Source organism: Ruegeria sp. CG8 (genome assembly GCF_056537165.1).
Genome location: NZ_JBQFRA010000002.1, coordinates 1 through 14,817, shown reverse-complemented (window position 1 = coordinate 14,817; position 14,817 = coordinate 1). Strand labels below are relative to the sequence as shown.

At 61.0% G+C, this 14,817-nt stretch carries 11 protein-coding genes; 7 read left to right on the top strand and 4 right to left on the bottom strand.

All coding sequences use genetic code 11. The features are described from left to right. Positions 1–30: 30 nt before the first annotated feature. Together ACR0EF_RS06025 and ACR0EF_RS06020 are read right to left on the bottom strand one after the other, a co-directional pair. Entirely contained in the window at positions 31–888 is an 858-nt protein-coding gene (locus tag ACR0EF_RS06025; protein WP_170373349.1) for a class I SAM-dependent methyltransferase, read from the bottom strand. 24 nt (positions 889–912) lie between these two features. Then, a complete protein-coding gene (locus ACR0EF_RS06020; RefSeq protein ID WP_170373350.1) occupies positions 913–2,955 on the bottom strand; it encodes an ASKHA domain-containing protein in 2,043 nt (680 codons plus the stop codon). A gap of 215 nt (positions 2,956–3,170) precedes the next feature. Between ACR0EF_RS06020 and guaB the strand changes: the two genes are divergently transcribed. From guaB to ACR0EF_RS06005, 3 genes are all read left to right on the top strand, one after another. After that, positions 3,171–4,619, top strand: coding sequence for an IMP dehydrogenase (gene guaB / locus ACR0EF_RS06015; RefSeq protein ID WP_170339091.1), 1,449 nt, complete (start codon positions 3,171–3,173; stop codon positions 4,617–4,619). Positions 4,620–4,647: 28 nt separating this feature from the next. Next, on the top strand, positions 4,648–5,808 hold the full coding sequence (locus ACR0EF_RS06010) for an RsmB/NOP family class I SAM-dependent RNA methyltransferase (protein WP_170373351.1): 1,161 nt from the start codon (positions 4,648–4,650) through the stop codon (positions 5,806–5,808). Between the two features lie 104 nt (positions 5,809–5,912). After that, the gene (locus ACR0EF_RS06005) at positions 5,913–8,204 is read left to right on the top strand and encodes an ATP-binding protein (protein ID WP_170373352.1); all 2,292 of its coding nucleotides are present in this window, start codon (positions 5,913–5,915) and stop codon (positions 8,202–8,204) included. On the opposite strand, the gene ACR0EF_RS06000 is transcribed toward ACR0EF_RS06005, so the two are convergent. Next, on the bottom strand, positions 8,201–8,794 hold the full coding sequence (locus tag ACR0EF_RS06000; RefSeq protein WP_170370487.1) for a sulfotransferase family 2 domain-containing protein: 594 nt from the start codon (positions 8,792–8,794) through the stop codon (positions 8,201–8,203). The two genes, ACR0EF_RS06005 and ACR0EF_RS06000, sit on opposite strands and share 4 nt — an antisense overlap. A gap of 306 nt (positions 8,795–9,100) precedes the next feature. On the opposite strand from ACR0EF_RS06000, the gene recA reads away from it, so the two are divergent. The 4 genes from recA (at position 9,101) to ACR0EF_RS05980 (ending at position 14,270) form a co-directional block, all read left to right on the top strand. Continuing rightward, on the top strand, positions 9,101–10,165 hold the full coding sequence (recA, locus tag ACR0EF_RS05995) for a recombinase RecA (RefSeq protein WP_170339099.1): 1,065 nt from the start codon (positions 9,101–9,103) through the stop codon (positions 10,163–10,165). Positions 10,166–10,306: 141 nt separating this feature from the next. Then, a complete protein-coding gene (gene alaS / locus ACR0EF_RS05990) occupies positions 10,307–12,979 on the top strand; it encodes an alanine--tRNA ligase (RefSeq protein WP_170370486.1) in 2,673 nt (890 codons plus the stop codon). Between the two features lies 1 nt (position 12,980). Beyond that, positions 12,981–13,268 carry a DUF1330 domain-containing protein gene (locus ACR0EF_RS05985; RefSeq protein WP_093962104.1) on the top strand — a complete coding sequence of 96 codons (288 nt, stop codon included), beginning with the start codon at positions 12,981–12,983 and terminating at the stop codon, positions 13,266–13,268. A 378-nt stretch (positions 13,269–13,646) separates the two neighbouring features. Next, on the top strand, positions 13,647–14,270 hold the full coding sequence (locus tag ACR0EF_RS05980) for a transglutaminase-like cysteine peptidase (RefSeq protein WP_170370485.1): 624 nt from the start codon (positions 13,647–13,649) through the stop codon (positions 14,268–14,270). A 119-nt stretch (positions 14,271–14,389) separates the two neighbouring features. Here ACR0EF_RS05980 and ACR0EF_RS05975 read toward each other — a convergent pair. Beyond that, on the bottom strand, positions 14,390–14,817 hold a 428-nt coding region (locus ACR0EF_RS05975; RefSeq protein ID WP_480771318.1), incomplete at its 5' end, for a hypothetical protein.

Here is a 14,817-nt window from a genome sequence, read left to right as displayed (position 1 = left end):
GATTGGCCAAGGGCGACACGATCTGGTGTATCAGGAGGGCTTGCGGGCCTGAAAGACGTTGATGACCGCCGGGATGCCAAACCCATCTGCCGTTTGAAAACTCGAAAACTCCTCAGCTACGGCGCTTTGGATTTTTCGTTCGTCGGCCTCATCGCCTTCAAAATGCGCTATCACGCGCGCGGCCGGCCCGACCCGGGTGCATAGCTCGGCGGTGGCCTCCACCGATCCAAGCCCCGGCAGTCGGAGGCTTACAGGGTTGGCGAAGATGTCATCCAAACCTGCCGTTGCCATCATCCCGGTCACATGATCGATGTCATGAAAGGCCAGTGGCCCGGGTGCGTAGCGTCCATATTTTGGAGGGTGGCCCAGATGCGCTGTGGCGGCCATGTGGGGAATCCTGAACCAGGGATTGTCGGCCAGCGGCCCCCACGCGGCAAAGGTCATCCGTCCGCCGGGGACCAGAGCTTTTGCGATGTTGGCGAACGCCGCAACCGAATCCTGAAAGAACATGACACCGAAGCGCGATATCGCAGCGTCGAACGCACCCTCGGGGAACGGGGCGACCTGAGCGTCGACGCATTGGAAATCGACGTTTTCAACACCCGCGGACAAGGCCCTTTCCCGCGCTCGGTTTAGGAACGGCTCAGAAATGTCGCCGCCAAGAACATGACCCAGCGGTCCGACACGCTGGGCGGCCGCGATGGTGCTGGCGCCGGTCCCGCAGCCGATGTCCAGCACGCGCATTCCGGGTTCCAGTTCGGCCTGTTCCAGAACGAGGTCCAGAACCGGGGCCAGCATGTGGTCCAGTTTGTCCTCAAAAGTCAGCCACTTGGTGCCGGATTCGGAGTTGCCCCAGTATTCAGCCTGATCTTCGTTTGCTGTTTGCATGGGGGTCCTCCGCAGTTTTTCGGACTATGCCTTTCTGCGGCGACGGCGGCCAGTTTTTTCCGCATCGCCTCCGGTGTTGAAGGACGGAGCGGGGAGGGTGACGATCTTAACCAGTTCCGGGAACGGGTCGGTCTTGTGCGGAATCGCGTTGGCGGCGACGAAATGCTCCTGGAATTTCGGCTCGATCGCGGTTTCGACCTTGGTGATCTCGCGCACCACGCGTTCGATCTCGGCCCGGGCGGCGATGTTGCACAGCGCGATGCGTGCGCCGGTGCCGGCGGCGTTGCCCGCGCTTTGGACCTTGTCCAGCGGCGCGTCGGGGATCATGCCCAGAACCATCGCGTGTTTGGTCGAGATATGGGCGCCGAACGCCCCGGCCAGCACCACGCGATCCACACGGTCCACGCCCATCTCGTCCATCAGCAGCCGCGCCCCGGCATATAGCGCGGATTTCGCCAGCTGGATCGCCCGGATGTCGCCCTGTGTCACGGTGATGCGCGGGCCGCCCTCGGCGCTGGCGTCATGGATCAGATAGGAATGGGTTCGGCCCTCGGGGATGCAGCGGCTGGAGCCGGTCTGTTCGGCCGAGCCGATCAGGCCGCTCTCGTCCAGCAGGCCGGCCATGCGCATTTCGGCCACCGCCTCGATGATGCCCGACCCGCAGATGCCAGTGATGCCGGTGGTGGCGATGTCGGCGTCGAACCCGTCTTCGTCCGACCACTTGTCCGAGCCGATCACGCGGAACCGGGGTTCCTTGGTCACGGGGTCTATCTGAATGCGCTCGATCGCGCCGGGCGCGGCACGCTGGCCCGAACTGATCTGCGCACCTTCGAAGGCCGGTCCGGTGGGCGAGGAACAGGCCAGCACGCGGGTCGTGTTGCCCAGCAGGATCTCGGCGTTGGTGCCGACGTCCACGATCAAAACCAGGTCCTGCGACTTGCCCGGCTCTTCGCTCAGCGCCACGGCGGCGCAGTCGGCCCCCACATGGCCCGCGATGCAGGGCAGGATGTAGACCTGCGCACGGGGGTTCATCGTGGTCAGATCCATCTCGCGCGCGGGCAGCGAGACGCTTTCCGACGTGGCCAGCGCAAACGGCGCCTGGCCCAGTTCAACCGGATCGAGGCCCAACAGCAGGTGGTGCATGACCGGGTTGCACACGAACACGGTTTCCACGATCAGGGCCGGGTCGACCCCGGCCTCGTCGGCGATCGAGGTGACCAGATCGTTGATCGCCTCACGCACGGCCCGGGTCATCTCCTGATCACCGCCGGGGTTCATCATCGCGTACGAGACGCGGCTCATGAGGTCCTCGCCGAACCGGATCTGCGGGTTCATCAGGCCGGAGGAGGCCTTGACCTCGCCGGTTTCCAGATCGGTTAGATGCGCGGCGATGGTGGTCGAGCCGAGGTCGATGGCCAGCCCGTTTAGGCCGTTTTCGTGCAGACCGGGCCAGATTTCGACGATGCGCGCCACGCTGTCCTTGTGGCCCTTGTGCAGGGCGACAGTGACCTCCCACTTGCCCTTGCGCAGGGTCGGCTGCAGTTTGGATAGAAGCGAAAGGTCGGCGGTGACGGCATCGATCTGCCACTGCTCGCGCAGGGCGCGCTCCAGCCGTTCCAGATCGCCGGTGGGCGAGTGCATGTCGGGTTCTTCGACCACCACGAAATAAAGGCGCGTGGCCGGGTCCATGGTGATGGCCCGCGCGGCGGCGGCCTTGCGCACCACCTGGCGGTGCACCTGGCTTTCAGGCGGGACGTCGATCACCACGTCGCCCTGAACGGTGGCCTGACAGCCCAGCCGCCGGCCCGGTTTCAGACCGCGCTTGTCGTCATAGCGCTGCTCGACCGCGTTCCATTCGCTCAACGCGTCTTCGCGGACCGTGACGCCGTGTTTGGGAAACTCGCCATAGCTGGGCGTGATCTGGCATTTCGAGCAGATCCCGCGCCCACCGCAGACCGAATCCAGATCGACCCCCAGCTGCCGGGCCGCCGTCAGGATCGGAGTGCCAACGGGGAAATGTCCGCGTTTGCCCGAAGGGGTAAAGACGACAAGGGGATCGGTGGTCATGACGGATGCCTTTTTGGTGTTCGCGCATATGGCGGCAAGATATGGGTTTCGCGGCAAAGGGAAAGGCCAATCCGCGGCAGGTTTTGCGCGGCTTGCGTCGTTTTCCGCGCCATCGCGGCGGTTTGTGGGCGAACAAGTTGGGGCAGGGGCTTTTCCTTTGGTCGAAACCATGCAATAGGGTCACCGCCAAACGGGGTTTTGCATGGGGTTAGCAGATGCAGATTCGTGAGGCACTCACCTTTGATGACGTTCTTTTGGTTCCGGCGGCCTCGTCGGTGCTGCCGGCAACTGCGGACACGTCGACGCGCGTGACGCGCGCGATCACCATGAACATACCGCTGCTCAGCTCGGCCATGGACACGGTGACCGAGGCGCGGATGGCCATCGCAATGGCCCAGGCCGGGGGCATTGGGGTGATCCACAAGAACCTGACCGTCGAGGAGCAATCGCGTGAGGTGCGCCGGGTCAAACGCTTCGAATCCGGCATCGTCTACAACCCAGTCACCCTGCGCGCCGATCAAACGCTGGCCGATGCCAAGGCCTTGGTCGAGCGCTACAACTTCACCGGCTTCCCGGTGGTGGATGACGACGGCCGCGTCGTGGGTATCGTGACCAACCGCGACATGCGTTTTGCCACGTCGGACGACCAGCCGATCCGCGCGATGATGACCACTGATAATCTGGCGATGCTGCAGGAGCCGGCCGACCTGGAAGAGGCAAAGAGCCTGATGAAGGCTCGCCGGATTGAAAAGCTGCTGGTCGTCGACGGATCGGGCAAACTGACCGGTCTGCTGACCTTGAAGGATACGGAACAAGCGGTGCTGAACCCCACGGCCTGCAAAGACCATCTGGGTCGGCTGCGGGTTGCGGCGGCCACGTCGGTTGGCGATGCCGGCTTTGAACGATCCGAGCAATTGGTCGACTCTGGCGTCGACATCATCGTGGTCGACACGGCGCACGGCCATTCCCAAGGGGTGCTGGACGCGGTGAAGCGGATCAAGGCCCTGTCGAACGAAGTGCAGATCATCGCGGGCAACGTCGCAACGGGCGACGCAACCAAGGCCCTGATCGACGCTGGCGCCGATGCGGTCAAGGTCGGGATCGGGCCGGGCTCGATCTGCACCACGCGCATGGTGGCCGGTGTCGGCGTGCCCCAGTTGACGGCAATCATGGATTGCTCGGCTGCGGCTGGCGACGTGCCGGTCATCGCCGATGGTGGTATCAAGTTCTCGGGCGATTTCGCCAAGGCCATCGCGGCGGGCGCGTCCTGCGCCATGGTTGGCTCGATGATCGCCGGCACCGACGAAAGCCCGGGCGAGGTGATCCTGTATCAGGGCCGCTCTTTCAAATCCTATCGCGGCATGGGCAGCCTGGGCGCGATGGCGCGCGGCTCGGCCGATCGTTATTTCCAGAAAGACGCCGCGAATGACAAGCTGGTGCCCGAGGGGATCGAGGGTCAGGTGCCTTACAAGGGCTCGGCCAGCGCCGTCGTTCATCAACTGGTCGGCGGTCTGCGTGCGGCCATGGGCTATACCGGCTGCGCGACCGTCGATGAAATGCGCCGCAATTGTCAGTTCGTGAAGATCACCGGAGCGGGTCTGAAGGAAAGCCACGTGCATGACGTGCAGATCACTCGCGAAAGCCCCAACTACCGCGTGATGTGACGGTTTCCGTCGGACTCAGGACCTCGACATGACCCCAGGCGCGCGCGTTCAGGCCGCTATCGAAATCCTAGACGATTTTCTGGGCGGAACTCCCGCCGAGAAAGCGTTGACGGGCTGGGCGCGGCGCAGCCGATTTGCGGGATCGAAGGACAGGGCGGCGATCCGCGACCATGTCTTTGACGCGCTTCGGCATCTTCGGTCTTTCGCTGCGATCGGCGGTGCAAGGACGGGGCGAGGCCTGATGTTGGGCGCTCTGCGGTCCCGGGGCAAGGACCCGGTCGATCTGTTCAACGGAGTTGGTCACGCCCCAGACCCCGTCACGGCGGACGAGGTCGGACGTCCATTCGAAACGGAAGCCGAACAGTTTGACATTCCCGAGTGGCTCTGGCCGGTGTTCGAGCGGTCGCTTGGTGAAAGTGCCAGAGAGGCCGCCGCCGCGCTGCAATCACGCGCTCCGGTTCACCTGCGGGTCAATCTGGCCCGCACGAGTTTGCAAGAGGCGGTGGATGCACTGGCGCGGGAAGGGATTTCCACTGCGCCGCACCCGGCCTGCGAGACGTCGCTTGAAGTTGTCGATGGTGCCCGGAAGGTTTCGCAATCCCAAAGCTATCGTGACGGCTTGGTCGAGTTGCAGGATGCGGCGAGCCAAGCTGTCGTTGCCGCATTGAACCTTAGAGCCGGCATGAGGGTTCTGGACTATTGTGCCGGGGGTGGCGGCAAGGCGTTGGCCATGGCCGCCTCTGGCGGTGTCGAAGTCTTCGCCCATGACGCCAACCCCGGGCGCATGCGTGACCTACCTGACCGAGCGCAACGGGCGGGAGCGCGTATTACAATCCTGTCCACAGACGACCTGGAAAAACTCGGCCCGTTTGATGTGGTGCTGACTGACGCCCCCTGTTCCGGGAGCGGCTCGTGGCGGCGCGCACCCGCGGGCAAATGGGCATTGACGCCCGAGCAATTGACCCAGTTGCCTCAGACACAATTGTCCATTCTGGACGCAGCCGCACCCCTCGTCGGTGATGACGGTGTATTGGCCTACGCCACCTGTTCGATGCTGGATGTCGAAAACAGAGGCGTCATAGACACGTTCCTGTCGTCGCATCCGGAATGGCAATGCACGTTCAGCCGATTGTGGCAGGTTGTACACGGCACCGACGGCTTCTATTCCGCCCACTTGACGCGACGCTGATACGCTGAAAACAACTTAAAGGAGAATATCCGCTGGATTTCTTAAGCGGATATTAACTCTTTGTGCCACGAAATGCCCTGGATTGATTTTGAATCGAGTTGTTGATGACCGAAGTCGCTCAATTTTCGCCAAGCTTGACTGGGCGACACTTTCCCAGCTGGTCGCGAGCCGTTTCTCTGGTCGGTGTCGCGCTTTTGTTGGTCATTCTCGCACAGCTCTTTCCGATCTCACCCCAGTTGGTTTCTGGCCTGCTGGCGGTCGGAGGGTCTTTTCTGGCCGTTGGCGCGTTTGTTCTGTTGCGCGGATGGTTCTCGTACCGCGTTGACAAACAGGCGCAAACCATTCTCGCGTCGTTTCTGGAAAAAGAGCCCGCTCCGGGTTTCATCACGGATGCCAACGGGCGGGTGCTGATCGTGAACTCCCCAGCGCGGGACAGGTTCAACGCCTCGACAGGCGCAAGGCTGGACATGTGTTTGCGGTCCGTTTTCGCCAATCCTGCGGCAATACTGGTTCGGATGCAGTCATTGGCGCAAGTCCAAGGGCGCGCAGCAGAAGACATCGTGACAAAGGGCACGACAATTCCAGTTCTGGCGATCGACCTTGGCGATGATCTGTACCTGTGGCGGATCAAGGCCTCGGGTCGGCAACCTTGGGCGTATGCTTCGCTTCCAATCGTGACGCTCGGGCGAAATGACGTGGTCCTGAACATGAATGCCGCCGCCGAGGCGATGCTCCGAGGCAGCGAGGTGGGCGCGGCCGAGGCTCTGACGCCGGAGGTCATATCCGGTGAAACGGTTCTGCGCCTGCCTGCTCAAGAAGGTGCGCGGCGGGTATTCGTGTGCGAGGTTCAAAAAACCAGCGCGGGCCGGGACATAGCGCTGGTCGTGCTTGACGACGCGCCTGCAGATCAGTGGACCACGACTTTCGCCGACGTCCCGGTGCCCATGATGCACCTGGCTCCGGGCGGAGAGATTCTGGATGCCAATCGATTGGCGCGCAAGCTGATCGGTGATGTTGAATTGGGTCAGACCAATATCGACACGATTCTGAGCGGATTGGGGCATCCCTTGCGGGACTGGCTGCTTCAGGTCGCCGCGTGCGATGGGCCACCACGTTCCGAATTTCTGCGGCTGGGTGGAAAGGACCGAGAGGTCTTCGTGCAACTGACCTTGACCCGCATCGTCAAGAACGGTGAGGTGCGCCTTGTTGCCGTGCTGAACGACGCGACCGAACTCAAGACGCTGGAGGCTCAGTTCGTCCAGGGGCAAAAGATGCAGGCGGTCGGGCAGCTGGCGGGCGGTGTGGCGCATGATTTCAACAACCTGCTGACCGCCATTTCCGGACATTGCGACCTGCTGCTGCTGCGCCATGATCAAAGTGATCCGAACTACGGCGATCTCGTCCAGATATACCAGAATGCCAACCGGGCCGCTGCGTTGGTCAGCCAGTTGCTGGCCTTTTCCCGAAAACAGACTCTGCGACCCGAAGTGCTGGATCTGCGCGATACCATTTCCGACCTGATCCACTTGTTGAACCGCCTGGTGGGCGAGAAGGTCAAGCTGATCCTCAGTCATGATCCGGTTCTCAAGCCCGTTCGCGCAGACAAGAGGCAGTTGGAGCAGGTCGTCATGAACCTTGTGGTGAACGCGCGCGATGCCATGCCCGACGGCGGAGAAATCCGTATCGAAACCGAGGTGTTTTCTTTGACCGAGCCGCTGATGCGGGACAGGGCGACGGTTCCGGTGGGTGAATATGTTTCGGTCAAGGTCATCGACAGTGGCGTGGGTATTCCGTCAGACAAGCTGCAGAAGATTTTCGAACCATTCTACACAACCAAACGGACAGGCGAGGGGACCGGGCTGGGTTTGTCGACGGTCTATGGCATCGTCAAGCAAACCGGCGGCTTCATCTTCGTGGACAGCACCGAAGGGCGTGGGACCGAGTTCAACGTCATGCTGCCGGTCTGCTTGGCACGGGACACCGAGGTTGCGATCGAACCGCCGGCACAACCGGAACCGAACGCGCATCAAGGCGAAGGTGTCGTTTTGCTGGTCGAGGACGAGGCGCCGGTACGCGCCTTTGCCACCCGTGCCTTGCGCCTCAAGGGCTATACCGTCTTTGAGGCGGGCTCGGCCGAGGACGCGTTGCGCATTCTTGAGGATCAGAACCTGCACGTCGACGTCTTCGTTACGGACGTGGTCATGCCCGGAATGGATGGTCCAACCTGGGTTGCCAAGGCGCTTGAAAGCCGGCCCGATGTGCGGGTGGTCTTCATGTCGGGCTATACCGAAGGCGCGTTTGGCGATGCTGGGCCGGAGATCAGACATTCGACCTTCCTGCCCAAGCCTTTTTCACTGACACAATTGACCGAGGCGGTGTTTCAGTACCTCAACTAACGCGCCTGCTGATGCAGACGAAACTCGGCGGCATGAGCCTTGCGGAATGTATCCAAGGTCTGGTCAGACAGTATCAGTTCCCGCTTGGGCGATACATTTTCGCGGGTCAGATCGATCCGGGCGCTCAGTCGATCTTGAAGGAAGTCCAGAATCTCGTCCTGGTGTTCGTAGCGAAAGATATGCGAAGCACCGGCGCCATTGCTGCGGGTCCGGAAGAATTCAGTTTGGCTGCCGACATCGGCGAACACGGGACGGGGCGATTGCATATAGGCTTGGACAAACTTGTCGAAAGACATGCCGTCGGTCGAATGCGGGTGGCCCGTCAATTCGGTGCGCGTCCTGTAACGGTACCAGCTGCCCAGCCAATCGACGGGTTCGCGCACGATGGCCATGATTTCCATTTCAGTGTCGTACATCTTGCGGAAAATGTTCTGGAAGAAACGGTCATAGCGACGCACCGGCGCATGTTTTAGATCCGGTGGACCCGACACCACGATATCCGCCCGGTCCCGCAACGCGACCTGATAGGCGGTGCTTCCGGTTTTGGGCAGGGACAAAAGCGCAAGGCGTTCCTTGAAGAAGATCAGCATTTCATGTCTTTCCTGCGCCGAAGGCTGTCGTGCCACATGATTGTCCGCCCCGGCAGCCAAGGTCAATTGCTTCCGCACAAAATCGCCAGCCTGCGCAAGCAAAGTTTCATTGAAAAGACAGAGCCTTGGGCATGATTGAGAAGTTTCGAGGTCTGAGTAAACGACTTTTTAACCTCTTCATCGAATGGTAAGGAATGAAAGTTTTTGTTGAAATGTTCTCTTTTTGATCTCATAAGGAACAAGAGGCGAACAAAGCAGCGATTGCCGCCCGGTGATGGGTGTGACAAAAGGGAAGGCGACAGGACAATGGCGGATCTTCTGACAATGAACGACAAGAAAAACCCCGACAAGCAAAAGGCGCTGGACAGCGCGTTGGCGCAGATCGAGCGGCAGTTCGGCAAGGGCTCGATCATGAAACTGGGCGATGGTGCCCGGCAGGAGATCGAAGCCAGTTCGACCGGGTCACTTGGGCTGGATATCGCTCTTGGCATCGGCGGACTTCCGATGGGTCGGATTGTCGAAATCTACGGCCCGGAAAGCTCGGGCAAGACGACCCTGACCCTGCATTGTATCGCAGAGCAGCAGAAACGCGGCGGCGTCTGTGCATTCGTCGATGCGGAACATGCGCTGGACCCGCAATACGCCCGCAAGCTGGGGGTGGATCTGGATGAACTGCTGATCTCGCAGCCCGACACGGGTGAGCAGGCGCTGGAAATCACCGATACGCTGGTGCGTTCCGGGGCGGTCAACATGGTCGTGGTGGACTCGGTGGCGGCGCTGACGCCGAAATCCGAGCTGGAAGGCGACATGGGCGACAGCAACGTGGGTGTGCAGGCCCGGCTGATGAGCCAGGCGATGCGCAAACTGACAGGGTCGATCGCCCGCAGCAACTGCATGGTGATTTTCATCAACCAGATCCGCATGAAGATCGGCGTCATGTTTGGAAGCCCGGAAACTACGACCGGGGGCAACGCCCTGAAATTCTACAGCTCGGTCCGTCTGGACATCCGCCGGATCGGCGCGATCAAAGACCGCGATGAGGTGGTCGGCAACCAGACCCGCGTGAAGGTGGTCAAGAACAAAGTGGCCCCGCCGTTCAAGCAGGTGGAATTCGACATCATGTATGGTGAGGGCATCAGCAAGATGGGCGAACTGCTGGATCTTGGCGTCAAAGCCGGAGTGGTCGAAAAGTCCGGCTCGTGGTTCAGCTATGGGGATGAGCGGATCGGGCAGGGGCGTGAAAACGCCAAGCAATACCTGCGGGACAACAGTCGGGTTGCGCTGGAAATCGAGGATAAGATCCGTGCCGCGCACGGGCTTGATTTCGACATGCCGCCTGCGGCGGATGAGGATGATATCCTCGAAGCCTGATCGGAAGATCAGAGAGAACACTGGCAAGGTGAGCCCTCGGGTTCACCTTGTTTCGTTTGCACTGCAGCAATCCTGTGGACTATCGGCGGGCAGGGGGCTAAACCGTCGCGATAGATCATGAATGCGCGCTGAGAGAGCCCAATGCCCACGCTGAACGATATCCGCTCAACCTTTCTGAACTACTTTGCCAAACAAGGGCACGAAGTGGTCGCGTCGAGCCCGCTTGTGCCGCGCAACGACCCGACGCTGATGTTCGTTAACTCGGGCATGGTGCAGTTCAAGAACCTGTTCACCGGCCTTGAGACCCGCGACTACACACGTGCTACCACGGCGCAGAAATGCGTGCGCGCCGGCGGCAAGCACAACGACCTGGACAATGTCGGCTACACGGCCCGCCACCACACGTTCTTCGAGATGCTGGGCAACTTCTCGTTCGGCGATTATTTCAAATCGGAAGCGATTCCGTTCGCTTGGGAGCTGATCACCAAGGAGTTCGGGATCGACAAGAACCGTCTGCTTACGACCGTCTATCATACCGATGACGAGGCGTTTGAAATCTGGAAGAAAGTCGGCGTCCCCGAAGACCGGATCATCCGCATCGCCACCAGCGACAATTTCTGGCAAATGGGCCCGACCGGTCCCTGCGGCCCCTGTACCGAGATCTTCTATGATCACGGCGACCACATCTGGGGCGGACCTCCGGGATCGGCCGAGGAAGACGGTGACCGGTTCATCGAGATCTGGAACATCGTTTTCATGCAGAACGAGCAGTTCGAAGACGGCTCGATGCGTGAACTGGACATGCAGTCGATCGATACCGGCATGGGTCTGGAACGGATCGGCGCGTTGCTGCAGGGCAGCCATGACAACTATGACACCGACCTTTTCAAGACACTGATCGAGGCCTCGGCCGAGGTCACGCATGTGGACCCCTATGGCAATCAGAATGTGCACCATCGGGTGATTGCCGACCACTTGCGGTCGACCTCGTTCCTGATTGCAGACGGGGTCATGCCCTCGAATGATGGTCGCGGTTATGTCCTGCGCCGGATCATGCGCCGGGCCATGCGCCACGCGCATCTTCTGGGCGCCAAGGATCCGGTCATGCACAAACTTGTTCCGACACTGGTTCAATTGATGGGCGCGCAGTATTCCGAGCTGGGTCGTGCTCAGGCTCTGATCGAAGAGACGTTGTTGTTGGAGGAAACCCGGTTCAAGCAGACGTTGGACCGGGGGCTCAAGCTGCTGGATGACGAAGTGGCGGGCCTGCCGGATGGGGCGCCACTGCCCGGGGATGCCGCCTTCAAGCTGTATGACACCTATGGCTTCCCGCTTGACCTGACCCAGGATGCCCTGCGCGAGAAAGGTCGGACGGTTGATACCGCCGGATTCGACACCGCCATGGCCGAGCAGAAGGCGAAGGCGCGCGCCGCCTGGGCTGGTTCGGGCGAGGCAGCAGATCAGGCGGTCTGGTTCGACATACTGGACGCAAGCGGTGCGACCGATTTCCTGGGCTACGAAACCGAAATGGCCGAGGGTCAGGTTGTGGCTCTGGTGGTCGACGGTGACCTTGTGGACCGTATCGAGCAGGGCGGATCCGGCTGGGTGGTCGTAAACCAGACACCCTTCTACGGCGAGGCCGGTGGCCAAGTTGGCGATTCCGGCAGCATCCGGCGTCTTGAAGACCGCACCCAGAGCGCGACGGTCGAAGACACCAGGAAGTTCGCGGATGGCAAGGTCTATGCACACAAGATCGTCGTGGACAGCGGTGCGATCGCCAAAGGTGATGCCGTCGAGCTCGAAGTTGATCACGCCCGGCGCTCGGCCATCCGAGCGAACCACTCGGCGACCCACCTACTGCACGAAGCGCTGCGAGAAACGCTTGGCGATCATGTTGCACAGCGCGGATCGTTGAATGCTGCCGACCGTCTGCGGTTTGATTTCAGCCACGCCAAAGCGCTGACACAGGCTGAGTTGCAGACCGTGGAACGCGAGGTGAATGAGTTCATTCGTCAGAACTCGACGGTCGAAACCCGTATCATGACCCCGGACGATGCCCGCGCCTTGGGGGCACAGGCGTTGTTCGGTGAGAAATACGGCGACGAAGTCCGGGTTGTCTCGATGGGCAAGGCCCAGACCGGCAAGGGCCATGACGGCCAAACCTGGTCGATCGAACTGTGTGGCGGTACGCATGTGCGCCAGACAGGAGATATCGGGACCTTTGTCATTCTGGGTGACAGTGCAAGCAGCGCGGGCGTGCGTCGGATCGAAGCTCTGACCGGGGACGCTGCATTGCGGTACTTGACCGAGCAGGATCGGCGCCTCGGTCAGATTGCTGCCGAGTTGAAGGCGCAGCCGGATGATGTCGTGGATCGCATCAAAGCTCTGCTGGACGAGCGCAAGTCGTTGCAGAACGAAGTGGCGCAGCTGCGCCGCGATCTGGTGATGGCCGGTGGAGCCGGTCAAGGCGGCGGCGCGGATGCCAAAGAGATCAACGGCGTCAAGTTCCTGGCACAGGCTCTGAATGGTGTGTCGGGCAAGGATCTGCCGGCCCTCATTGATGAGCACAAAGCGCGGCTGGGATCGGGCGCCGTTCTACTGATCGCCGACACGGGCGGCAAGGCTGCAGTTGCTGCCGGTGTCACAAGCGACCTGACGCAGTCGATATCGGCCGTCGATCTGGTCAAGGCCGCCGTGCAGGAACTGGGCGGCAAGGGCGGCGGCGGGCGTCCCGACATGGCGCAGGGCGGTGGTCGCGATGCCGCCAACGCCGCGGCGGCCATCAAGGCCGCGGAAGAGGTTTTGGGAGGATAAGATGCCAGCACTCTGGATTGCACATGTCACGGTTACTGATGCCGAAGCTTATGGCAAATACGCCGAGCTTGCCGGCCCGGCCATTTCCAAACATGGGGGCACGTTCATTGCCCGTGCAGGACGCTATGTCCAACTGGAAGGCAAAGAGCGGCCCCGCAATGTCGTGGCGAAGTTCCCGTCGGTTGAAGCCGCCGTCGCCTGTTATAACTCGGCTGAATACCAAGAAGCCCTGAGCCACGCCCGGGGCGCAAGCGAGCGCGAATTGCTGGTCGTCGAAACGACCGAGTGAGAATCAACCGGAGCCGGTCTTGGATTGGCTCCGGAACCCGCTTTGGGTGACGCAACGTCAGCCAAAGTTGCGACGCCGATCCTGGAATTGGGCCGATAGTGTTCCGGTGATCACGTCCCGCAACAAAATTTCCCTCAAACTTTCAATGGGTTGAGCTTTTTTGTGGCGGCGAAATTATGACGCTCTACCTCTAATTGTGTCAGGCTTCGCCATTTTCTTGCGCAGAAAAGGTCATATTGAGTTACGAATTTCCGCCGTTTTTTGCCGACAACCTGACCGAGGATTGCCAGAGCCAGTCTGTTAACGGATAGTTTCCAAAAGCAGAATATGGTCCTCAGAAGCGGCAGTCAGTCGAACGTATGGGATCGAGGGACAGGCATGAATCGGGTTTTGGACAAGCTCAACACAGTGGCAAGTCGCGCGGCCAGCAAGGCCACATTGGCTCTGGGTGTGTTGGGAGTGATCGGCGGTGCCGTTCTTGCGACAGGACAAGCCAGCGCTTCAGAGACAGCTTTCATTTCGGGGTTTTCGGCTTCGCCACCGCCGTCGGGCGCACGGACCTTGTGCCGCCAGTATGCTTGGGCTTGTGCGAACAAGAAGTCGGTTTCGCTGCCCAGCCATCAGGAACTGCGACTGGTCAAGCAAATCAATGCCCAGGTCAATGCGACAACGCGTGAGGTCACGGACCAAGTGCAGTACAAGACGCGGGAGCGTTGGGCCCTGCCAACATCGCGCGGCGGTGATTGCGAGGATTTTGCGCTGCTGAAAAAGCGTGACCTGATCAAGGCTGGAATTGATCCCAACAAGCTTTTACTGGCGACCGTTTTGGACACCCGCCGCGGCCCCCACGCGGTTCTGGTTTACCGCTCCAATCAAGGTGATCTCGTGCTGGACAACCTGACCAATCGGATCAAACCCTGGTCGGCCACACGCTATTTGTTCCTGCGGATGCAGGATCCGAAACAGCCCCAGCGTTGGGTTGGGATTTACGGGCGAAGCTAAGAAGCCACAGCGATTTGAGTTTCTTGAAGGCTCCAGCAAAAAAAGGGCGATGAATTCATCGCCCTTTTTCATTTGTATGCCAGATTGCCACTGAAACGTGGCATCACGACCAAAGGCGGTTAGTCCTCGTCATTGTTGGCGTTGTTGCCCTGACCAGGGCTTGCGCCTTCCGGTCCATTTCCACCGCCATTATTACCGTTGACGCCGCCGCCGTTACCGTTGCCGCCGCCGTTACCGTTGCCGCCGCCGTTACCGTTGCCGCCGCTTGAGCTGCCACCGTCGCCGCCGCCCGAGCCGCCATCACCCGAGCCGCCGCCGTCACCGCCGTCGCCACCGCCCGAGCCGCCATCGCCGGACCCACCGCTGGAGCTACCGCCGCTTGAGCTGCCGCCATCACCGGACCCACCGCTGGAGCTACCGCCGCTTGAGCTGCCGCCATCACCGGACCCACCGCTAGAGCTACCGCCGCTTGAGCTGCCGCCATCACCGGACCCACCGCTGGAGCTACCGCCGCTTGAGCTGCCGCCATCACCGGACCCACCGCTGG

Bases quoted from the DNA above. Each gene is read 5' to 3' on its own strand.
- ACR0EF_RS06020 (WP_170373350.1), bottom strand. From the start codon at position 2,955: ATGACCACCGATCCCCTTGTCGTCTTTACCCCTTCGGGCAAACGCGGA.
- ACR0EF_RS06025 (WP_170373349.1), bottom strand. From the start codon at position 888: ATGCAAACAGCAAACGAAGATCAGGCTGAATACTGGGGCAACTCCGAA.
- ACR0EF_RS05980 (WP_170370485.1), top strand. From the start codon at position 13,647: ATGAATCGGGTTTTGGACAAGCTCAACACAGTGGCAAGTCGCGCGGCC.
- ACR0EF_RS05985 (WP_093962104.1), top strand. From the start codon at position 12,981: ATGCCAGCACTCTGGATTGCACATGTCACGGTTACTGATGCCGAAGCT.
- guaB (WP_170339091.1), top strand. From the start codon at position 3,171: ATGCAGATTCGTGAGGCACTCACCTTTGATGACGTTCTTTTGGTTCCG.
- ACR0EF_RS06010 (WP_170373351.1), top strand. From the start codon at position 4,648: ATGACCCCAGGCGCGCGCGTTCAGGCCGCTATCGAAATCCTAGACGAT.
- recA (WP_170339099.1), top strand. From the start codon at position 9,101: ATGGCGGATCTTCTGACAATGAACGACAAGAAAAACCCCGACAAGCAA.
- alaS (WP_170370486.1), top strand. From the start codon at position 10,307: ATGCCCACGCTGAACGATATCCGCTCAACCTTTCTGAACTACTTTGCC.
- ACR0EF_RS06005 (WP_170373352.1), top strand. From the start codon at position 5,913: ATGACCGAAGTCGCTCAATTTTCGCCAAGCTTGACTGGGCGACACTTT.
- ACR0EF_RS06000 (WP_170370487.1), bottom strand. From the start codon at position 8,794: ATGCTGATCTTCTTCAAGGAACGCCTTGCGCTTTTGTCCCTGCCCAAA.